Consider the following 19,117-nt stretch of genomic DNA (forward strand, 5'->3'; position numbering starts at 1 on the left):
CTCGCTTCGCTCGGCACCCTCCCCTCAAGGGGGAGGGAGCGGCCTTATTTCACCAATCCCTTTTCCTTGTAATACCGCTCGGCACCGGGATGCAGCGGCACCGGCATGCCGTCGAGCGCCTTGGCCATGTCGATCGCCTTGGCGGCGGCGTGGGCAGCAGTGAGCTGGTCAAGATTTTCGAACAGCAGCTTGGTCATTTGATAGCCGGTCTCGTCGGAGACATCGGCGTGGGTGATGAGGAAATTGCCGACGGCGGCGGTCGCGACGTCCTCGGTCTGGCCCTCATAGGTGCCCTTGGGAATGGTCACCGAAAGATAGGGCGAGCCGATCTTGGCGACGTCCTGCGCCGGTACGGCGACGACGTTGATCGGCACCGACGTGGCGAGATCGCGGATCGAGGCGACGCCGAGGCCGGCCGATTGCAGCGTGGCGTCGAGCTGACGGTTCTTGATCAGCTCGACCGATTCGGCGAAGGGCAGGTACTCGACCCGTCCGAGATCCTCGTATTTCAGCCCGGCGGCGGCGAAGATGGCGCGGGCGTTGAGCTCGGTGCCGGAGGCCGGCGCGCCGACCGACAGGCTCTTGCCCTTGAGGTCGGCAAGCGTCTTGATGCCGGACTCCTTGCTGGCAACGATCTGGATATAGTTGGGATAGATGGCGGCGATGCCGCGCAGCTTGTCGAGCTTGCCCGGGAAGCCGGCTTCGGTGTTGCCCTCGGCGGCCAGTTTGACGGCATCGCCGAGCGCGAAGGCGATCTCGCCCTTGCCCTGCTGCAACAGGTTGAGGTTCTCGACCGAGGCCTTCGTCGCCTGCACCTGGGTGCGGGCGCCCTCAATGCCCTTGCCGTAGATTTCCGACAGTGCGACGCCGAGCGGATAGTAGACGCCCGAGGTGCCGCCGGTCAGCACGTTGATGAATTCCTGCGCCTTGGCCGACACCGCGCCAAGGCCCAGCGACAGCGCCAGCGCGCCGGCGGCAATAAATTTCGTCCTGAAATTGTGCATGTGGTCTCCTCCCTGAAATATCTGCCACCGCGCGACCCGAGGCGAGTTTAGACAGCGGGCGGGAAATGCCAACCCGCAATAATATCCATTAGACGAACGGCTGAGTGATGCCGCAACGCATGGCCGCTTGCGCGATGTGCGATCGGAGCCGAAAGATTTTCGCAGAGCCTGTCGAAATCGCGCGAGGCCGCGCGACATAGGTTCGGCTCGCAACGATGCGGCCTTCGAAAATGGAGAAGACCATGCGATACATGCTTTTGATCTACGTGAACGAAGCCGCGATGGCGGCCGCGCCGACGGAGAAGACCTACGAGATCAGCGCAGCCTATGGCGCCTATACCGAGGCGTTGAAGAAGTCCGGCTCCTGGTTGGCCGGTGACCGGCTGAAGCCGACCCAAGCCGCGACCTCGGTGCGGATGGCCAACGGCAAGACCAACGTGCTCGACGGTCCCTATGCCGATACCAAGGAGCAGCTCGCCGGTTTCTACATGATCGAGGCGGAGGACGCCGACGCGGCTATTGCCTGGGCGGCGCGATGCCCAGCTGCCAGCACCGGCACAGTCGAGGTGCGGCCGATCTGGGAACAAACCATGTGATGACGAATGACCTGGAGGTCGCCCGGGCGGCGGCGGAAGCGGCCGCCCGGCAAAGCTACGGCAAGCTCATCGCCTTCCTCGCCGCCCGCACGCGCGACGTGGCCGGCGCCGAGGACGCGCTGGCCGACGCCTTTGCGGCGGCGCTGGAGCGCTGGCCGCAAACCGGCGTGCCCGAGAAGCCGGAAGCCTGGCTGCTGGCGGTGGCGTGCAGACGCCGCGTCGACGCGATCCGGCGGCGGCTGACCAGCGAGGCGGGCCGCGACCATCTCAGACTGATCGCCGAGGAGATGGAGGCCCGCATGATCGATGAAGACCTGCCCGATGAGCGGCTGCGGCTGATGTTTGCTTGCGCCCATCCGGCGATCGAAGCCGGCGTGCGCGCGCCGCTGATCCTGCAGACCATTTTAGGCTTCGACGCAGCGACGATCGCCTCGGCCTTCCTGGTGTCGCCGGCAACGATGGGCCAGCGCCTGGTGCGCGCCAAAAGCCGCATCCGCGAGACCGGCATTCCGTTCCGCGTGCCGGAGCGGGCAGAGCTTGGCGAGCGGCTGGATGCGGTGCTGGAAGCGATCTACGCCGCGTTCGCCGAAGGCTGGGCCGACCCGGACGGCACCGAAACCCGGCGCCGCAATCTCGCGACCGACGGCATCTGGCTCGGCCGGCTGGTGGCGTCGCTGATGCCGGATGAGCCGGAAGCGCTTGGCCTGCTGGCGCTGATGCTGTTTGCCGAGGCGCGGCGTGCGGCGCGGCGCAACGCCGCCGGAGACTATGTGCCTTTAGCCGAGCAGGAGCTTGGGCTGTGGGACGGCGCCTTGATTGACGAAGCGGAGACATTGCTGAAGCACGCCGCGGCCAAGCGCGTCGTCGGCCGCTATCAACTCGAGGCAGCCGTGCAATCCGCCCATACGACAAGGCGGCTGACCGGCCGGACCGACTGGGCCGCGATCAAACAGCTCTATGATGCGCTGTCGGTGATTGCCGGCTCGCCGGTGGTCTCGATCAACCGCGCGGTGACCATTGCCGAGGCCGACGGCGCCGCGGCGGGATTGAGTGCACTTGATGAGCTTGGCGACGACAAACGGCTGCATGATTATCAGCCTTATTGGGCCGCCCGCGCGGGCCTTCTGGCCAGACTCGGCAAAACTCGGGAGGCTACTGGGGCCTATGACCGGGCGATCGGCCTCGAACGCGACCCGGCCGTGCGCCGGTTCCTGCAGGCACGACGGGCTGGGCTCGCAGCCGAAGAATGAGGTCCGGGAAAGGCCGGGGTCAGACATGATCCGATGTTTGCGATCTAAGGCCGAGCGCCGGCGCCGCCCCTCATTGCCCTGCCGGGCATTTCTCCCCGCAAACGGGGAGAAAGAGGCTGGTCGCGGTGTCGGCACTTTTTTCTGCAACGCTGGCGATTGGCGAAGCCGTCAATGAGAGCGCCCCTCGCCCCGTTTACGGGAGAGGATGCCGGCAGGCAGGTGAGGGGCAGCGCCGGCTTCGACAATTAGCGGGCGATACGGAAGCGCAGGAAACCGCAATCGCAGGCCGGCACAAATATGCCCTAAGCCCCCAGCCCTTCGAACAGGATCGTCGACAGATAGCGTTCGGCGAAGGACGGAATAACGACCACCAGGTTCTTGCCCTCGTTCTCCGGCCGCGAGCCGACGACGATCGCCGCCTGCAGGGCAGCGCCCGACGAGATGCCGACCGGCACGCCTTCGAGGCGGGCGACGAGCCGCGCATTGGCGACCGAATCCTCGTTGGAGACCTTGACGATCTCGTCATAGATGGTCGTGTCGAGGATTTTTGGCGCGAAGCCGGCGCCGATGCCCTGGATCTTGTGGGGGCCGGGCTGGCCGCCCGACAGCACCGGCGAGGCTTCCGGCTCGACGGCGACCACATGCACGGAGGGCTTGCGCTGCTTCAGCACCTGGCCGACGCCGGTGATGGTGCCGCCGGTGCCGATGCCGGCGACGAAGATGTCGACTTCGCCATGAGTGTCGTTCCAGATTTCCTCGGCCGTGGTGCGGCGGTGAATTTCCGGATTGGCGGGATTTTCGAACTGCTGCGGAATGATGGCGTCGGGCAGCGTCGCGGCCAGCTCGTCGGCCTTGGCGATGGCGCCTTTCATGCCTTTCGGCCCTTCGGTCAGCACCAGTTCGGCGCCGAGCAGCGCCAGCATCTTGCGGCGTTCGACCGACATGGTTTCCGGCATGGTCAGGATCAGCTTGTAGCCCTTGGCGGCGGCGGCGAAGGCGAGCGCGATGCCGGTGTTGCCCGAGGTTGGCTCGATCAGCGTGGTCCTGCCGGGCGCAATCCTGCCCGATGCCTCCAGCGCCTCGATCATCGAGACGCCGATGCGATCCTTGACCGAGCCGATCGGGTTGAAGAATTCGAGCTTGGCCAGCAGATTGGCGACGACGCCCTTTTCCCCGGCGAACTTGTCGAGCCGCACCAGCGGCGTGTCGCCGATCGTCTCGGTGATCGAATTGTAGATGCGGCCGCGGCCGGGCACAGGCACGGTGGTGGCGGGCTTGTTCATTGGTTTCGCTCCCAAGAGGTCAGATGGGCAAGGGTCAGGCAATCAAGTGAGTCAGGCAACTAAGTCTCGACCAGGCAGGATAAAGCCTTCGGCCGCGCAAGCTAGCCTGCCGTTTGAAAATATCCGACGGGTCGCATGCTGAATGCATCCTCGCCCGCAGGTGACTCCTCAGCGAGGCCAGCGCCGTCCTTTGGCCACCGCAACACCGGTCGGCCCAGACCGTTCGCCGGTCGGCTTGCCGTCCTTGAATTTTTGGGGCTCAGTTCCCGGCGGCGTAGAAATCGTCGTCGAGGCGCTTTTCCAGCGCGACGAGATCGGCCGGCAGCGGCAGACCCATGGCGCGCATCTCCCCCAGCTTTTCGCGCAACTGCTCCTGCACTTCATGCTGATCCTCGGGCTGGTTGATCATCTGCTCGAGCAACAGGCTGATCTGAGCCTTGAATGATTCCAGCGCCATTTTTTTCTCCTTGAGGTTCCCTAAAGCGTGTCGCGTTGGAAGGGATCCGTGCGACACGCTTCGGTTTTTTGGGCGACATGCATTATCGCAGCATGCGGGAAATAAGCTGCGCGGTATAGTCGACCATCGGCACGATGCGTGCATAGTTCAGCCGGGTCGGGCCGATGACGCCGAGCGCGCCGATGACGCGGGCGTCCTTGTCGCGATAGGGCGCCACGACCAGCGACGACCCCGACAGCGAAAACAGCTTGTTCTCCGAGCCGATGAAGATGCGCACGCCGGAGCCTTCCTCCGCGAGGTCGAGAAGCTGGATCAGCCCGTCCTGCGTCTCCAGATCCTCGAACAAATGCCGCAGCAGCTCGATGTCGGCCTGGGCGGTGACATTTTCCAGCAGATTGGCGCGACCGCGCACGATGAGACGCGCCGGCAAGCCGCTCTCGGCGCCTGCCCAGACCGCAAGGCCCTTCTCGACCAAATCCTGCGACAGCGTGTCGAGGGCGGCCCTGGTCTCTTCCTTGATGCGGGCGATCTCGACCCGCGCCTCGGCCAGCGTGCGACCGCGGATATGGGCGTTGAGGAAATTCGAGGCTTCGTGCAGTTGCGAGACGGTGATGCCGGCGGGCAGGTCGACGACGCGGTTCTCGACGTCGCCGTTCTGCGACACCAGCACGGCCAGCGCCTTGTTCGGCTCGAGCTGGATGAATTCGATATGCTTGAGCGCCACCTCGTTCTTGGCGGCAAGCACGAGGCCGGCGCCGCGCGACATGCCGGACAGCATCTGGCTGGCCTCGGTGAGCATGTGCTCCAGCGTCGCACCAGAGCCGGAGGCGCGTACCTGCGCCTCGATGGTGCGGCGCTCCTCGTCGGAGAGGTCGCCAAGCTCCATGAAGGCATCGACGAAGAAGCGCAGGCCGGCCTGGGTCGGCAATCGGCCGGCCGAGATATGCGGCGCGTAGATCAGGCCGAGATGCTCGAGATCGCTCATCACATTGCGGATGGTGGCCGGCGAAAGCGAAGACGGCAGGATACGCGACAGGCTGCGCGAGCCGACCGGCTCGCCGTCCTTCAGATAGGAATCGACAATGCGCCGAAAGATGTCGCGCGAGCGCATGTCGAGCGATTGAAGGGCGGGCGATTGAAGCGCGGGGGATTGGAGCGCTGCCGCCGACTGGGAACCGGGATCGACTGCCTTGGTCATTCGAGCCAAATACCTCCGGCCCAAGGATATAGACATCGGCCGCGCCCGCGCAACTGGTCCATTTTCCTTTGCGCCTCTCGTCGCGTGCGGCTACAAGCCGGCCACGACTCCTAAAACGACAAGAAAGAAGCCTGAATGCGCCCTTCCAAACGCCAGTTCGACGAAATGCGCGCCATCTCCTTTGAGCGCGGCGTCTCCAAGCACGCGGAAGGCTCGTGCCTGGTGAAGTTCGGCGACACCCACGTGCTGTGCACCGCCAGCCTCGAGGAAAAGGTGCCGGGCTGGATGCGCAATTCCGGCAAGGGCTGGGTGACGGCGGAATACGGCATGCTGCCGCGCTCGACCGGCGAGCGCATGCGCCGCGAGGCTTCGGCTGGCAAGCAAGGCGGCCGCACACTGGAAATCCAGAGGCTGATCGGCCGTTCGCTGCGCGCAGTGGTCGATCTGCAGGCACTGGGTGAGCAGCAGATCACCGTCGACTGCGACGTGATCCAGGCCGATGGCGGCACGCGCACCGCCTCGATCACCGGCGGCTGGGTGGCGCTTTACGACTGCCTGCGCTGGATGGAAGCCCGGCAGATGGCCAGCGTCGCCAAGGTGCTGAAGGACCATGTCGCGGCTATCTCCTGCGGCATCCATGACGGCCAGCCGGTCATCGACCTCGACTATCTCGAGGATTCATCGGCCGGCACCGACGCCAATTTCGTCATGACCGGCAAGGGCGGCATTGTCGAGATACAAGGCACGGCCGAGGGCGAGCCTTTCTCGGAAGCGCAATTTGCGGCGCTGATGGAATTGGCCAAGAAAGGTATTACGCGACTGGTCAGCTTGCAGCAGATGGCTGTAGCTTAACCCTGTCATGACTCCTTCCGCCATCCTCGAATCAGCGCTCTACGTCACCGACCTCGATGCCGCGGAAAAATTCTACACCGATGTGCTCGGCCTCGATCTGCTGGGCAAGGTCGACGGCAGGCATCTTTTCTTCCGTTGCGGGGACGGTGTGCTGCTCATCTTCAACGCCGAGGCGACCAAGGTGCCGCCGGCGCCCGATGCCAGGCTGAAAGTGCCGCCGCACGGCACGGTCGGCGACGGCCATCTCTGCTTTGCGGCGAGCGCGGACGAGATCGTGCGCTGGAGAGCGCATCTTGAGCGGAAGAAAATCGCCATCGAAAGCGAGTTCGAATGGCCGCAGGGTGGCCGCTCGATCTATGTTCGCGACCCCTCCGGCAATTCGATCGAATTCGCCGAGCCAAGAATCTGGGGCATCTGATGCATTCGCTTGATGGACATGAGATCGTTGTCGCCAGCCACAATGCCGGCAAATTGCGCGAATTCGCCGATCTGATGGCGCCGTTCGGCATAGAAGCGAAGTCGGCCAAGGAATATGGCCTGCCGGAGCCGGACGAGACCGGCACCACCTTCGAGGAGAACGCCTATATCAAGGCCTTTGCCGCCGCCAAGGCGACAGGCCTGCCGGCATTGTCGGACGATTCCGGCCTGTGTGTCGATGCACTGGGCGGAGCGCCCGGCGTATACACCGCCAACTGGGCCGAGGCGCCGGACGGGGCCCGCGACTTCGGCATGGCGATGCAGCGAGCCGAAGTGGCGTTGCAGGAAGTCGGCGCGGTTGATCCAGCGCAGCGCAAGGGCCGCTTCGTCGCCGTCATCTGCCTGGCCTTTCCCGACGGCGCGGCCGAATATTTCCGCGGCGAGGTCGAGGGCACGCTGGTATGGCCGCCGCGCGGCGAACTCGGCTTCGGCTACGACCCGGTGTTCGTGCCGGACGGTTTCGAAAAGACTTTTGGCGAGATGACCGCAGAGGAGAAACATGGCTGGAAGCCCGGCCAGCCGACGGCATTGTCGCATCGGGCTCGCGCCTTCCAGAAATTCGCGCAGGCCAGACTGGATTTGGCGCGATCGGCGGTGAAATGACCATGTTGCTCGACCGCAGCCCCGGTTTCGGCGTCTACGTGCACTGGCCGTTCTGCGCGGCCAAGTGCCCCTATTGCGACTTCAACAGCCATGTCCGCCACCAGCCGGTCGACCAGGAGCGTTTTGCGCGCGCCTTCGAGACCGAGCTTGCGACGATGCGCAACCGCACCGGACCGCGCGAGGTGACCAGCATTTTTCTCGGCGGCGGCACGCCATCGCTGATGAAGCCGCAAACCGTGGCGACGGTGCTGGACGCGGTGGCGAAGAACTGGACAGTGCCAGCCGGCATCGAAGTGACGCTGGAAGCCAACCCGTCTTCGGTCGAGGCCGAGCGCTTTCGCGGCTACCGGGAGGCAGGCGTCAACCGGGTGTCGCTCGGCGTGCAGGCGCTGAACGACAAGGATCTGCGCTTTCTCGGCCGGCTGCACAATGTCGATGAAGCGCTGCATGCGATTGGGCTGGCGCGTGAGATTTTCCCGCGGCTGTCGTTCGACCTGATCTACGCGCGGCCCGGCCAGACACCGGAAGCGTGGCAGGCGGAGCTCGAGCAGGCGATCGGCCACACCGCCGACCATTTGTCGCTCTACCAACTGACCATCGAGGAAGGCACGCCGTTCCACGCGCTGCATGCGGCGAGGAAATTCGCTATTCCCGACAATGACCATGCCGCCGATCTCTATGCGCTGACGCAGGAGATCACCGCCGCGCATGGGCTGCCGGCCTATGAGATTTCGAACCACGCCAGATCAGGCGCCGAAAGCCGGCACAATCTCACCTATTGGCGCTATGGCGAATATGTCGGCGTCGGTCCTGGCGCGCATGGCCGCTTCGTCGAAAACGGCCGTCGCGTGGTGACGATCGCCGAACGAATGCCGGAAACCTGGGCCAATCTGGTCGAAGCAAAAGGCCATGGTGTCACCGGCGGCGAGATCCTGACGCGCTCGGAAGAGGCCGACGAGTTCCTGTTGATGGGGCTGAGGCTGGCCGAGGGCATCGACCTCTCCCGCTACGAAGCGTTTTCCGGCCGCGGCCTGTCGACGGCGCGGCTGTCGATGCTGCAGGGCGAGGGGCTGGTGGCGCCGATCGGCAATGCCCGCCTGCGCGCCACGCCGGCCGGCATGATCGTGCTGGACGCTGTGGTGGCGGATCTGGCGCGGTAAAGCTTGGGCCAGGAGCTGGCCTGTCCCAGACAATTTGTCGGCTCACGCAAGGATGCTGGAAATTCGGCTTGCTTGGCCAAATGGCCATCCCACTGCCATCCGCAGCCGATAATTACTTGCAAGCGTGGGTCTGACTGGTCAAGCTTCGGTCGGGCGCCGCTAATATGCGGCTGAAGCAGAGCACGGGGCTAAAATGCGCCTCTTCAACATCGCGCTTGCTGTCATTGCTCTGATCGGCGGGCTGGAGGTGGCGTGGGCTGAAAAACGTGTTGCGCTGGTGATCGGCAATTCGAGCTATCAACGGGTCGCTAGACTTCCCAATCCGAACAATGACGCTGCTGACATGGCGGCCTTGCTCTCAAAGGTAGGGTTCAAAGTATCTCGCAAGATGGACTTGGACCATACCGCGTTCAGGAAAGCTCTGCAGGAGTTCGGTCGCGAGGCGGAAGGTGCTGATTTCGCAATAATCTTCTTCGCGGGACATGGGGTTGAGGTTGAGAATAGAAATTTTCTCGTTCCTACAGATGTCAGCCTGAGCGCTGATTCCGACGTCGAGTTTGAGGCAATCCCGCTGGATCTGGTGATGAACGCGTTGTCCCGTGTCTCCGGCGTGCGGGTGGTTCTACTTGATGCTTGCCGGGACAACCCTTTTATCGCGGCCATGCGAAGATCAAATGCAACGCGTTCCATTGGCAGAGGCCTGGCTGCGATTGAACCGGCAGCCGGAACCTTGGTTGGGTACGCTGCGAAGGAAGGTACAACCGCTTTCGATGGAGCGGGACGGAACAGTCCCTACACTGCAGGGCTGTTGGCGCATTTGGGTGAACCCGGGGTAGACATCCAATTCGTGTTCCGCAAGGTTCGCGACACTGTTCTGGCCGCGACAGGCGGCAAGCAGGAACCATTCACGTATGGATCGCTGCCTGGCAGGGATATATTCATTGCCCCTCCTCGTGGCCCAACGGCAGTCTCGCCAGCCAACAACAGCAGCCGAGATGCGAGCCTGACGGAAATCGAGTTGTGGACCTCAATCCGCGGCTCCAAAAGCAGCGGAGCGTTAAAGGATTATCTTCAACTGTACCCGGACGGCCTGTTTGTGCCTCTCGCCAGACTCCAAATTCAACAGTTGGAGAATGCAGATCATCAATCGGACGCCAGCCAGGAAGATGCCCCGAACGAGCTGGCGAAGCGGATACAGCGCGAGCTTGGCCGCGTTGGGTGTAATCCGGGAAAGCCAGACGGCATCTGGGGCGGAAGAACCCGGGAGGCGTTGCGCCGTTTCGCTCGCCACTCCGGCGCTGAGATCGACATGGCGAAACCGACAACAATTGCTTTGAAGGAATTGGAAGGAAGCACAGCGCGCGTGTGTCCGGTGGTTGCCCGGCCGAATTCGATAGAACCCCGCCATGCGAACAACCCGAATACCCGGCCACGACCGACAACGGAACAGAAGCGTGCCGCCGCTGCTCCGAGCGCGAGCAGGCCAGCTCGCGTTTGCAGGGCAGAAACCCACGATGAGTGCAGGGTCCGAGCGCGGGCCGCCGGGGCTCGCCGGGGCAGCGGCTTCTGCCGCGATCGAATTACAATCTGCGAGTGACGTGCCTCGGCAGAACTTGCCGATCTGGCGTCGCTCAGCGGCCACGAGCTGTGTGTTGAAGCCGGCGAGAACCGGTAGCGGCAGCAGAGAGGCATGCTGGCGCGCCCATCTTCGCCCTATCGAAACTCAATAATGTAGCCGTGCGAGCTGTTTTGCGGACCCATATCGTCCCACGTGCTCGCCTTGAGGTCGGCCGTGTCCCGGTTGCCGTCCAGATGAGCATAAAACATCGCAAAATCATCACCCTGCTTGTGCTCGTTGGGGTGGTTGGGAAGCCAATTGTTGTAATTCATTGGCTCGCCGGTCAGCCATCGCCAGCCGCCACGAGGCTCGCGCGCCCCCGGATCCTGCTCCAGGCCGATCCACGGACCCATCTTGTAGGACACACTTCCGTCGAAGCCGGTTTCGAACATCCGGTCATCAGTCTCGAACAGCCCGTAAATAAAGTCGTTCTCCGCCTTTGACGAGATCGACGCCAGATGCGCTTCACACCGCTGGGCAGCAGATTTGGCGGTCTGCCAAGACGAGTGGCGATCGTAAACTGCTACATAGAGGCGGCCCCCAAACTCGCCGTAGATGATTTCTTTGCCCCTGAGGCATTGCGCGGCGCGAATAGTGCGCTCATCGGTTTCGAGCCCTTTCAAATCCTCGGGATCGAAGAGCCGCGCCTCGTCGGCAGATACGGCGGAATCCGTCCTCGTGACGCCAACCAGCTCCAGCCTGTTGGCGACGATGCTATTGACATATCCAGTCTCGGTGAGCCCCAGCGCCTTCTGGTATCGAGAGATCGCCCTGCGAGTCTTTTGACCGAAATTCCCGTCCGCCGCGCCTATGTCATATCCGAGGTCGGAAAGCGTCAGCTGGATTTCCTTCCGTTGAGACTGCGTCAGCTTCATGCGGCTTTCGGCTTCCTGCGGCGACACGAGGCCACCGCCGCCACCTTCGAGCAGGCGCAGCGCAGCGCGCGCGCTGTCGGAGAAAGAGCCGGATTGGTGCTTGGCCAAGTAAAGCTGCCAGCCGCGTGCAGTGGCAATGCGCTCGGCTTTTTCGAAATCTATCTGGGCGAGAAAATCGGATGCGGCGACAGCGGTCGCCGGCGCGCTGGCGTTGAAGTAAAATTCAGCGGCAATGTTCGAGACAATCTGCGGCGATTGGAGGTTGTTTGTCTTTATGCGGACATCGCGGATCACACGCTTGAAAGCCGTACCTACCTCTAGCGAAGGGCTGGACAGATGTTCAACTAAGGCCGTCGTGAAAGGCGAGTTATCGCCGACTCCATCGTAGGCGACCTGGCCAGGCGAAGCGGAGAAGGCGATCATGGTTCCCGAGCCGGTCGAACTCACCGGCGCCAGCCCCTTCAACGCAGCGCCGCGAGTGACGCCTTCGACGCTTGCATTCAGCCGGTCGGCGATCGGATTATTGCGACAAGCATCGACGAAAAGAAGCGAGAGCGAGGCTTTCCGCTCCATAATGCCTGTAATGGAATTCAGCGCGATGGCTTCGGCGTCGACATCAAACTCCGACAGCAGCTCGGCATCGAGCCCGAGCAGAAAATTCTCGCCTTTCAGCTGCATCCCGTGGCCAGCGAAGTAGAACAAGGCGGTGTCGGCTGGACCGATCTTCTTTGAAAAAGTAGAGAGTCCTCTCGCGAAACCAGCCCGGTCGACATTGATCAGACTGTCTACCTCGAAGCCGTTTTCCTTCAGGAACGCTGCAAAGGCGCGAGCGTCGGCGGCGGCGTTCGCCAACGGCGTTGTCGCCGTATAGGCAGAATTCCCGACTACCAACGCAAGGCGCTTACCTTCCGCAGCGCTTAGCGGCGCTGAAAGGCCCAGCAGCATCAGAAGCAGAAAAAATAGAAATGTCTGAAGATTTCTGAACCCCATGGCTGCCTCTTGCGTTTCGACAATTCTCCTGCTGGCGCGCCTATTTTAGGCTGAATACCTCGATCATCTCGGCGCGCCCTTTGACCTCGTGATAGCCGCAGGACTCGAAATAGTGTCGACCTTCAGGCCAGTGCTCGACGAACTGGGCGCTGACCAATAGCGGCTTCTCCAGTTTTCGCGTCAATCCTTCAATACGAAAGGCCAAATTCACGGCATCGCCTAGCGCGGTGTTGATGCCTTTGCCCATAGCGCCGATAGCAACTTCACCCACATGAAGGCCAATGCGGCAGTCGAGTACGATGTCTTGTTGTTCCCTGACCAGTACTCGGGTTGGCGACGTAGCCGCGTCTTCCGCAGCGCGGAGCGCCTGGGCAGCCTGAACCGCAGAGACACAGACATCCGCAGCGGTCTCGTGCCAATAAGCAAATACACAATCACCGATGAATTTGTCGATCGAGGCACCGTAGTGCTTCAAGATCATGTTGCAGTCCATATACCACTCGGCCAGGAGGGCCGCCACCTGTTCCGGGGACAGCCTTGCGCTAATTCCGGTAAACTCCTTCAAATCAGCAACGAACAGAGTGGCCGGCCGGCTCTTGGGGGCTGCCGGGTTGCCCCATTGCGTTTTTGTGTTCGCCACTTGCGAATCTGGATCGGGGGCAGTCGTGCCCTGGTCGAAAAGAAAGATTGATCTGCCGAACTGGACGCGATCGCCGGTGTGCAGCACACGCGCGGTTGTGAGCGCCACGTCATTCACATAACTGCCATTGGCACTGCCGACATCGACAACCCAGTAGTTCGCGCCGTCGCGCCGGATCGTTGCATGCTGGCGCGAAACTTCCCCGTCGTCCAAGCGTATGGTGGCATGTTCGCCACGACCAATCAGGTTGAAATCTCCCAGCCTGTAGGCCTCTCTGTTGCTCAGTGCGGTTAAAGTTGCCGACATGACCCTCTCCCGTACGCTCAAGCGCGCACGCAGGTTCAATATTAGCACGTTATGAACAGAGGCTGGCGACATTCCAGACGACGACGAGTTCATGAACCCAGGTCTGGAGCGTCTGCTGGAAGCGCGCGTCTCGAAGTATGCGGGTTGAATGATGTGGCCGAGCGTTTCCCCCGCGCTTTAGAGAGAAGTGTCTCGGCCAATCGCGAAGGTCGCGGTAGTCAGGCGTCGTGCTTGGGGCGGCGCCTGGCGTGGTCTTTCTCGGCGTCCGCCTCACCGTCGCGAGCCGGCTTGGCGTCGCCCTTGTCGCGGCGGGCGCCGTACCGATCGCTTGTCGGATGTGGGGTCGCTCCATTGCGGGAGCTTTTGGTTTCAAGGCGGGTGATGAAAATGTCGAAGCGATTGGGCATCGTCTGGTCAGTGCTCCATCGTGCTGCCGGTGCCGGTCGAGGGCTCGATCTCGAGCTTGGTTGCCTTTGACGGCCGACGCTTTCGCGGCTTTTTAGCCGAGCCGGCGCCGGCTTTGGCAGGCAGGCCCTTGTCCTTTCGCACGGCAAAGCGCTTGCGGCCTGCATAGTAGGGTTCGAAAACGTCCTGTATCTTGAGGCTGTCCATCCTGCTCCTCCCGAGATCAGGCATAAATCCGCCGGGCACGGTTTTGTTCCGCAGTGTGGCAAAGGCAGGACAGCCGCGTCACTTCGGCATGGGTTTTGCAACCCGGCGTGAGCCGTGCCAAACAGGGCCGAATGCATTCAAAGTCAGAGCCTGACGGGGGACACCGGTGACCGGCGAGTCGGCAAAACGCAGCTACGTGATCGGCCAGACCGAGATACCGGCCCGGCCGCTCGAGCCGGCGCTCTACCTGGTGGCGACGCCGATCGGCAATCTCGCCGACATCACATTACGCGCGCTTGAAACGCTCGCCGCCGCCGACATCCTCGCCTGCGAGGACACGCGTGTCAGTCGCGTGCTGCTCGACCGCTACGGGATCCGCCGCCGCACGTCAGCCTATCACGAGCACAATGCCGGCGAGGCCGGCCCAAAGCTGATCGCAGCCCTGCTGGCCGGGCAGAGCGTGGCGCTGATCTCGGACGCTGGCACGCCGCTGATCTCCGATCCGGGCTACCGACTGGTCGGCGAAGCGATCGACCAGGGCATTCGCGTCGTGCCGATCCCCGGCCCGTCGGCGCCGCTCGCGGCGCTGACGGCCTCCGGCCTGCCCTCCGATGCCTTCCTGTTCGCCGGCTTCCTGCCGGTGAAGACCGGCCAGCGGCTGACGCGGCTGGAAGCGCTTAAAACCGTGCCGGCGACGCTGATCTTCTTCGAATCGCCGCGCCGGCTGGCCGAGACGCTTGGCGCGATGGTCGAGGCTCTGGGTGGCGCCCGCAAGGCCGCGATCGGCCGCGAGCTGACCAAGACATTCGAGGAGATACGGACCGGCAGCCTGCAGTCGCTCGCCGATCATTACGCTGCGGCCGACACGCCGAAGGGCGAGATCGTCATCTGCGTCGGCCCGTCGGAGGCAACGGCCGACGAGCCGGCGGACATCGACCGGCTTCTGCGTTCGCTTGCCGCCGAGATGCCGGCCTCCAAGGCGGCGGCGGAAGCCGCCAAGATGACCGGCGGCCAGAAGCAGGCGCTTTACCGACGGCTGCTCGAACTCAAGGATAGTGGGAAAGACGGCGATGGCTGAACGCCCGGTCGCCAGCCGCCAGCGCGCCTATCGGCGCGGCCACCGCAGCGAGTGGCTGGCGGCTGCGGCATTGATGGTGAAGGGCTATCGGATCCTGGCCCGCCGCCACCGCACACGGTTCGGCGAGATCGACCTGATCGCGCGGCGCGGCGACCTGGTGCTGATCGTCGAGGTGAAGGCGCGCCGCACGCTGGTGGAAGCGATGGAGGCTGTTCGCTACGAATCGGAGCGCCGCATCGAAAGCGCCGCCGATATCTGGCTGTCGCGCCAGTCCGACTATGGCAGGTTGTCGGTGCGCTTCGACATGGTCGCGGTGCTGCCGTGGCGCTGGCCGGTGCATGTCGAGAATGTTTTTTACGGGCAGAGCTAAGCTCAGGCCTCATTGATCGGCGCCAACGGTAGCCGCAACGCCGAGAAGAAACGTGCGGGCGCTACCGCTTGTGGGTGCGCCATTTCCGGACTTTTGCGATCGCAGCGCGAAGGTTTCGTCCCGGGAAGTAGTGCCGACTTTCAAACGCTAGTTGACTTTCGGCGACAGGCGCCGATTCTCAAGTCCAAGGCGGCCTGCCGAGCAACATGCCGCCCGAACGATCAGCACGATGATCGAGAGCAGCTTTGAACCTGGTCAATCCGCCGAGCCTTGTTCTAAACGGTGTCGAGTTCGATTTCGACGCCGGTCTCCTGCACGGCGAGCATGGTGAAGATGTCCCGCTGAGGCCTCAATCGCTTGCGGTGCTGAAGCATCTGGTCGCCAACGCCAACCGTGTCGTGACCAAGGAGGAGCTCCTGGACGCTGTCTGGCCCGGCATCGCGGTGACGGAAAACAGTCTTTCCCAGTGCATCAGCGAAATCAGGAAAGCCATCGGCGACGAGAAGCAGAGCCTGCTCAAGACAGTCGCGCGACGGGGATATCGCTTTGTCCCCGAACGCCAAGCGCCCGGCATACCTCACGATCGCTACCCGCAGGTTCACGGCACTGCCTCTCCTGACCTGCACGAGACCAAAGGCCGGCGAACCCTGATATTGGTAAGCGCTGTACTGGCAATCGTTGCCGCAGTCGCGGCGTTCATCTGGAGGCCTGCATTTGATACGGAAGTGCCGACCTCGCTCTCGATCGCGGTTCTGCCGTTCGCAAATCTCAGCGAAGCCGAGGAGCAGGCCTATCTTGCCAACGGTTTCGCGGACGATCTGACGACAGAGCTGGCGCGCGTTCCCGGCCTGTTTGTCGTCTCGCGCAATGCCGCGCGTGCATATCGCAACAGCGGTCTGCCGCCGGCGAAGATCGCGAAAGAGCTCGGCGTCCGCTACCTGCTGGAGGGCTCGGTTAGACGTCTCGGCGATGAAGTGCGCATCAATGCGCACTTGGTCGATGCCTCGACGGTTGGCCAGATCTGGGCCGAGCGGTTCGAAGGTCCGTTCAGCGATGTGTTCAAGCTCCAGGACCAGGTGACCGGTCAGATTGTCGCCGCGCTGCAGCTAAAGCTGGTCCCGGGAAAAGCAAACCTGGCCGTGTCCGGCGATACTGACGATCCGGAAGCTTACCAGGCTTTTCGGCGCGCTATCGAGGCGCGACGAACGGATACACCATCAGGCACCGTGGACGCATCTCGCTACCTGCGCCAGGCCCTGGCGCTGGATGCCGATTTCGGCGCGGCGGCCGCGGAATTGGCATGGCTCCACTGGGATGCCGACGACGCGAGGAGACGAGCTCTAGGGGTTGGTTGGACTGAAATCGATGACGAGCTCTACGGCAATCTGGCCATCGCTGCCGGAAATCCGTCGCCCGGTTACTATCAGCTGATTTCCGAGCTTCTGGTCCGGGAGCATAGGTCCGACGAGGCGGTGGCTGCCCTGCAAAAGGCGATAGCGCTCGACCCGAGCGATTCCTGGACCTACGAAGGGCTGAGCCAGGCCCTCATCTTCAACGGCAGGCCGGCAGAGGGGCGAACCTTTCTCGAGGCGGCCCTACGCGTCGATCCCGGGTGGACGGAGTGGCGGCACTATCAGGCTGGCTTGGCGGCGTTCGGCCAAGGCCGCTACGAGGAGGCGGTCGCGCAGCTTGAGCAGGTCGATGTTCGGTCGCCCAATCCCTGGACGAAGTTCTACGGCCTGCATGTTCTTGTCGCAGCGCTTGCGCATCTCGATCGCCTGCCGGAAGCGGCCTCAGCCCTGGAGCAGCTCCGAAGCGTGCTGTCGGAAAGGCAGGAGGGTCAGCCGAACCTGCTGATCGCGCAGCAGTTCTTCGTCTACAAGCGACAGGAGGATATCGTTCGCCTGCTCGATGGCTTGAGGAAGGCAGGGGTTTCTGAGCTTCCTGCCGGAATGGAACCCGAATCTGCTGAACGGATGAATGGCGTCGACATCGGCAATCTCATGATCGGACACGAGCTGACGGGACGCCAGGTTCTGCCCGATGTCTTGGCCTACCATTCTGTGATTGCGGCAGACGGCAGCGTGACCCGAACAGTTGGTGAGGAGGTCGTGACCGGTCGGATGTGGGTTCAGGGCGACAGCTTGTGCAGCGCCTATCCGCGTAAACTGACGGGCTGTGGCGCCGTATTCCGCAACCTGAGCGTCACACCCGGAGCCCCGAACGACTACATCCTGCTGTCTCGCTTCAAGCGTTATGAATTCTCGGTGACGAAGTAGCAGCACCTTGCTGCGTTTACAGCGGCCATGAGAGATTGAGGTTCATTTCGCCCTTGCCTTCGGTGACGTACGGACCACAGCGCTTCAATGCATCCGCGAAATCCTTAGCCAAGCCCTTGAACGTCTCGGTCTGCGGCGCAACGTCGATGATTTGGATGGCACTGACTTGACCCTCGCGGGTGAAACTGACGCGGACATCTGCACTGAAGCTGATCCCGCGCATCGCCGTCTGCGTAGGCCAACAGCTTGCTGCCCGTTCGAGAATGTGGCGGCTTAGACCATCACCAGCGGACGCCGTGGTCGCGGTGCCGATCACGAGAACTCCCAAGATGCGGTTGATCATCCTTTATCTCCTCAGTTCGACGCCCGAACCGTGTGGGAACGTCGTGGGAGAGAGGACGCGAGGGCTCGTTCGAAGTCATGATATCGGCGTGAAAAAGTTCTGAAGAGTGGTGAACGCGGTCGACTTGGCTATCGGATGCACGCAAACGGGCGAGAGCGACCCCGCGAGGACGGCTTGGGTTGGAGGGGCGGTCTACACTGGTCGTCCCCCACCATCAGCCGACATTGTTAGGCCAAACGAACAAATAGAGCCCTTGGCGACAAAATAAGCGTGCCGCCTCACCCCCGGACGAACAGCGCCGCAAGGCCGACGGTGCCGATGACCAGCCGCCACCAGCCGAACAGCGAATAGCCGTGGCGCGAGACGTAGTTGAGCAGGAAGCGCACGACGATAAGCGCCGCGACGAAGGCGGCGATGAAACCGGCGGCGATGATGGGCAGATCGGCGCTGGTCAGCACATTGCGGTTCTTGAACAGGTCGAAGGCGAAGGCGCCGACCATCGTCGGCATGGCGAGAAAGAAGGAGAATTCCGCAGCCGCGCGTTTGTCGACGCCCAGAAGCAGCGCGCCGACGATCGTCGAACCGGAACGCGACGTGCCGGGGATCAGCGAAAGGCACTGGAACAGTCCGATCTGCAGATAGAGCCGGAGCGGAAACCGCTCGACGTCGTGATAGAGCGGCTTCGGCTTGAAGCGATCCACCCACAGCAGGACCAGGCCGCCGATGATCAGCATGACGCAGATCAGCCTCGGCGATTCAAACAGCACCGTCTTGATGAAGCCATGCGCCAGCGCGCCGATGACGGCCGCCGGCAGAAAGGCGACGAGGATGCCGAGAACGAAATGCCGCGTCACCCGATCACGCGGCAGGTCGACCAGCATCTGCCACAGGCGATGGAAATAGACGCTGAGGATCGCCAGTATGGCGCCGAGCTGGATCAGGATCTCGAAGGCCTTGCCGGTCGAATGGAAGCCGAGAAAATGACCGGCAAGCAGGATATGGCCGGTCGACGAGACCGGAATGAACTCGGTCATGCCCTCGATCATGCCGAGCAGCAGCGCTTCGACAATGGTCTGGCTTTCCATGGAAACCTCGGCGTTCGAGTGAGAGCTTTGAAGAACGGCTT

Annotated in this window: 20 protein-coding genes; 10 read left to right on the plus strand and 10 right to left on the minus strand. The window is 62.8% G+C overall.

What is annotated here, in order from left to right; all coding sequences use genetic code 11:
• Positions 1-44: 44 nt before the first annotated feature.
• The gene (locus AC0L3O_RS11475; RefSeq protein ID WP_128185148.1) at positions 45-1,004 is read right to left on the minus strand and encodes a TAXI family TRAP transporter solute-binding subunit; all 960 of its coding nucleotides are present in this window, start codon (positions 1,002-1,004) and stop codon (positions 45-47) included.
• Between the two features lie 242 nt (positions 1,005-1,246).
• Here AC0L3O_RS11475 and AC0L3O_RS11480 point away from each other — a divergent pair, with 242 nt between their 5' ends.
• The gene (locus AC0L3O_RS11480; protein ID WP_027155901.1) at positions 1,247-1,600 is read left to right on the plus strand and encodes a YciI family protein; all 354 of its coding nucleotides are present in this window, start codon (positions 1,247-1,249) and stop codon (positions 1,598-1,600) included.
• Positions 1,600-2,850: an RNA polymerase sigma factor gene (locus AC0L3O_RS11485; RefSeq protein WP_287206295.1), complete on the plus strand. Its 1,251-nt coding sequence runs from the start codon at positions 1,600-1,602 to the stop codon at positions 2,848-2,850. Before AC0L3O_RS11480 ends, AC0L3O_RS11485 begins: the two co-directional genes overlap by 1 nt.
• Positions 2,851-3,152: 302 nt before the next feature.
• On the opposite strand, the gene cysK is transcribed toward AC0L3O_RS11485, so the two are convergent.
• The 3 genes from cysK to hrcA form a co-directional block, all read right to left on the minus strand.
• Entirely contained in the window at positions 3,153-4,133 is a 981-nt protein-coding gene (gene cysK / locus AC0L3O_RS11490; RefSeq protein ID WP_023803671.1) for a cysteine synthase A, read from the minus strand.
• A gap of 259 nt (positions 4,134-4,392) precedes the next feature.
• Entirely contained in the window at positions 4,393-4,590 is a 198-nt protein-coding gene (locus AC0L3O_RS11495; protein ID WP_023803672.1) for a hypothetical protein, read from the minus strand.
• An 82-nt stretch (positions 4,591-4,672) separates the two neighbouring features.
• Entirely contained in the window at positions 4,673-5,788 is a 1,116-nt protein-coding gene (hrcA, locus tag AC0L3O_RS11500) for a heat-inducible transcriptional repressor HrcA (protein WP_027155899.1), read from the minus strand.
• Positions 5,789-5,923: 135 nt separating this feature from the next.
• Here hrcA and rph point away from each other — a divergent pair, with 135 nt between their 5' ends.
• The 5 genes from rph (at position 5,924) to AC0L3O_RS11525 (ending at position 10,477) form a co-directional block, all read left to right on the plus strand.
• Complete coding sequence (rph, locus tag AC0L3O_RS11505) at positions 5,924-6,640, plus strand: ribonuclease PH (RefSeq protein ID WP_128185144.1); 717 nt, start codon at positions 5,924-5,926, stop codon at positions 6,638-6,640.
• 7 nt (positions 6,641-6,647) lie between these two features.
• On the plus strand, positions 6,648-7,058 hold the full coding sequence (locus AC0L3O_RS11510) for a VOC family protein (RefSeq protein WP_023803675.1): 411 nt from the start codon (positions 6,648-6,650) through the stop codon (positions 7,056-7,058).
• Positions 7,058-7,720, plus strand: coding sequence for an RdgB/HAM1 family non-canonical purine NTP pyrophosphatase (rdgB, locus tag AC0L3O_RS11515; protein ID WP_128185142.1), 663 nt, complete (start codon positions 7,058-7,060; stop codon positions 7,718-7,720). Before AC0L3O_RS11510 ends, rdgB begins: the two co-directional genes overlap by 1 nt.
• Positions 7,717-8,880 carry a radical SAM family heme chaperone HemW gene (hemW, locus tag AC0L3O_RS11520; RefSeq protein WP_128245711.1) on the plus strand — a complete coding sequence of 388 codons (1,164 nt, stop codon included), beginning with the start codon at positions 7,717-7,719 and terminating at the stop codon, positions 8,878-8,880. The genes rdgB and hemW overlap by 4 nt, the downstream gene beginning before the upstream one ends.
• Before the next feature lie 193 nt (positions 8,881-9,073).
• Positions 9,074-10,477 carry a caspase family protein gene (locus AC0L3O_RS11525; RefSeq protein ID WP_473615618.1) on the plus strand — a complete coding sequence of 468 codons (1,404 nt, stop codon included), beginning with the start codon at positions 9,074-9,076 and terminating at the stop codon, positions 10,475-10,477.
• A 116-nt stretch (positions 10,478-10,593) separates the two neighbouring features.
• On the opposite strand, the gene AC0L3O_RS11530 is transcribed toward AC0L3O_RS11525, so the two are convergent.
• The 4 genes from AC0L3O_RS11530 to AC0L3O_RS11545 form a co-directional block, all read right to left on the minus strand.
• Positions 10,594-12,363 (minus strand): caspase family protein, encoded by a 1,770-nt coding sequence (locus tag AC0L3O_RS11530; protein ID WP_287235882.1) that lies wholly within the window; start codon positions 12,361-12,363, stop codon positions 10,594-10,596.
• A 40-nt stretch (positions 12,364-12,403) separates the two neighbouring features.
• Positions 12,404-13,309, minus strand: a complete 906-nt coding sequence (locus tag AC0L3O_RS11535; protein ID WP_473615619.1) for an FHA domain-containing protein — start codon at positions 13,307-13,309, stop codon at positions 12,404-12,406.
• 218 nt (positions 13,310-13,527) lie between these two features.
• Positions 13,528-13,716, minus strand: a complete 189-nt coding sequence (locus AC0L3O_RS11540) for a hypothetical protein (protein ID WP_128185132.1) — start codon at positions 13,714-13,716, stop codon at positions 13,528-13,530.
• Between the two features lie 7 nt (positions 13,717-13,723).
• Positions 13,724-13,921 carry a hypothetical protein gene (locus tag AC0L3O_RS11545; RefSeq protein WP_023803681.1) on the minus strand — a complete coding sequence of 66 codons (198 nt, stop codon included), beginning with the start codon at positions 13,919-13,921 and terminating at the stop codon, positions 13,724-13,726.
• A gap of 166 nt (positions 13,922-14,087) precedes the next feature.
• Between AC0L3O_RS11545 and rsmI the strand changes: the two genes are divergently transcribed.
• The 3 genes from rsmI to AC0L3O_RS11560 all read left to right on the plus strand — a co-directional run bounded on the left by rsmI (position 14,088) and on the right by AC0L3O_RS11560 (position 17,648).
• A complete protein-coding gene (gene rsmI, locus AC0L3O_RS11550; RefSeq protein ID WP_128245714.1) occupies positions 14,088-14,999 on the plus strand; it encodes a 16S rRNA (cytidine(1402)-2'-O)-methyltransferase in 912 nt (303 codons plus the stop codon).
• The gene (locus tag AC0L3O_RS11555; RefSeq protein ID WP_128185126.1) at positions 14,992-15,369 is read left to right on the plus strand and encodes a YraN family protein; all 378 of its coding nucleotides are present in this window, start codon (positions 14,992-14,994) and stop codon (positions 15,367-15,369) included. Before rsmI ends, AC0L3O_RS11555 begins: the two co-directional genes overlap by 8 nt.
• A 362-nt stretch (positions 15,370-15,731) precedes the next feature.
• The gene (locus AC0L3O_RS11560) at positions 15,732-17,648 is read left to right on the plus strand and encodes a winged helix-turn-helix domain-containing protein (RefSeq protein ID WP_473615621.1); all 1,917 of its coding nucleotides are present in this window, start codon (positions 15,732-15,734) and stop codon (positions 17,646-17,648) included.
• A gap of 16 nt (positions 17,649-17,664) precedes the next feature.
• Here AC0L3O_RS11560 and AC0L3O_RS11565 read toward each other — a convergent pair whose 3' ends face one another.
• Together AC0L3O_RS11565 and AC0L3O_RS11570 are read right to left on the minus strand one after the other, a co-directional pair.
• A complete protein-coding gene (locus AC0L3O_RS11565) occupies positions 17,665-17,991 on the minus strand; it encodes a hypothetical protein (protein ID WP_128245716.1) in 327 nt (108 codons plus the stop codon).
• Positions 17,992-18,269: 278 nt separating this feature from the next.
• Complete coding sequence (locus tag AC0L3O_RS11570; RefSeq protein ID WP_023803684.1) at positions 18,270-19,076, minus strand: undecaprenyl-diphosphate phosphatase; 807 nt, start codon at positions 19,074-19,076, stop codon at positions 18,270-18,272.
• Positions 19,077-19,117: the final 41 nt, after the last annotated feature.

Source organism: Mesorhizobium sp. WSM4810, assembly GCF_055811235.1.

Bases quoted from the DNA above. Each gene is read 5' to 3' on its own strand.
- AC0L3O_RS11475 (WP_128185148.1), bottom strand. From the start codon at position 1,004: ATGCACAATTTCAGGACGAAATTTATTGCCGCCGGCGCGCTGGCGCTG.
- AC0L3O_RS11480 (WP_027155901.1), top strand. From the start codon at position 1,247: ATGCGATACATGCTTTTGATCTACGTGAACGAAGCCGCGATGGCGGCC.
- AC0L3O_RS11485 (WP_287206295.1), top strand. From the start codon at position 1,600: ATGACGAATGACCTGGAGGTCGCCCGGGCGGCGGCGGAAGCGGCCGCC.
- cysK (WP_023803671.1), bottom strand. From the start codon at position 4,133: ATGAACAAGCCCGCCACCACCGTGCCTGTGCCCGGCCGCGGCCGCATC.
- AC0L3O_RS11495 (WP_023803672.1), bottom strand. From the start codon at position 4,590: ATGGCGCTGGAATCATTCAAGGCTCAGATCAGCCTGTTGCTCGAGCAG.
- hrcA (WP_027155899.1), bottom strand. From the start codon at position 5,788: ATGACCAAGGCAGTCGATCCCGGTTCCCAGTCGGCGGCAGCGCTCCAA.
- rph (WP_128185144.1), top strand. From the start codon at position 5,924: ATGCGCCCTTCCAAACGCCAGTTCGACGAAATGCGCGCCATCTCCTTT.
- AC0L3O_RS11510 (WP_023803675.1), top strand. From the start codon at position 6,648: ATGACTCCTTCCGCCATCCTCGAATCAGCGCTCTACGTCACCGACCTC.
- rdgB (WP_128185142.1), top strand. From the start codon at position 7,058: ATGCATTCGCTTGATGGACATGAGATCGTTGTCGCCAGCCACAATGCC.
- hemW (WP_128245711.1), top strand. From the start codon at position 7,717: ATGACCATGTTGCTCGACCGCAGCCCCGGTTTCGGCGTCTACGTGCAC.
- AC0L3O_RS11525 (WP_473615618.1), top strand. From the start codon at position 9,074: ATGCGCCTCTTCAACATCGCGCTTGCTGTCATTGCTCTGATCGGCGGG.
- AC0L3O_RS11530 (WP_287235882.1), bottom strand. From the start codon at position 12,363: ATGGGGTTCAGAAATCTTCAGACATTTCTATTTTTTCTGCTTCTGATG.
- AC0L3O_RS11535 (WP_473615619.1), bottom strand. From the start codon at position 13,309: ATGTCGGCAACTTTAACCGCACTGAGCAACAGAGAGGCCTACAGGCTG.
- AC0L3O_RS11540 (WP_128185132.1), bottom strand. From the start codon at position 13,716: ATGCCCAATCGCTTCGACATTTTCATCACCCGCCTTGAAACCAAAAGC.
- AC0L3O_RS11545 (WP_023803681.1), bottom strand. From the start codon at position 13,921: ATGGACAGCCTCAAGATACAGGACGTTTTCGAACCCTACTATGCAGGC.
- AC0L3O_RS11555 (WP_128185126.1), top strand. From the start codon at position 14,992: ATGGCTGAACGCCCGGTCGCCAGCCGCCAGCGCGCCTATCGGCGCGGC.
- AC0L3O_RS11565 (WP_128245716.1), bottom strand. From the start codon at position 17,991: ATGATCAACCGCATCTTGGGAGTTCTCGTGATCGGCACCGCGACCACG.
- AC0L3O_RS11570 (WP_023803684.1), bottom strand. From the start codon at position 19,076: ATGGAAAGCCAGACCATTGTCGAAGCGCTGCTGCTCGGCATGATCGAG.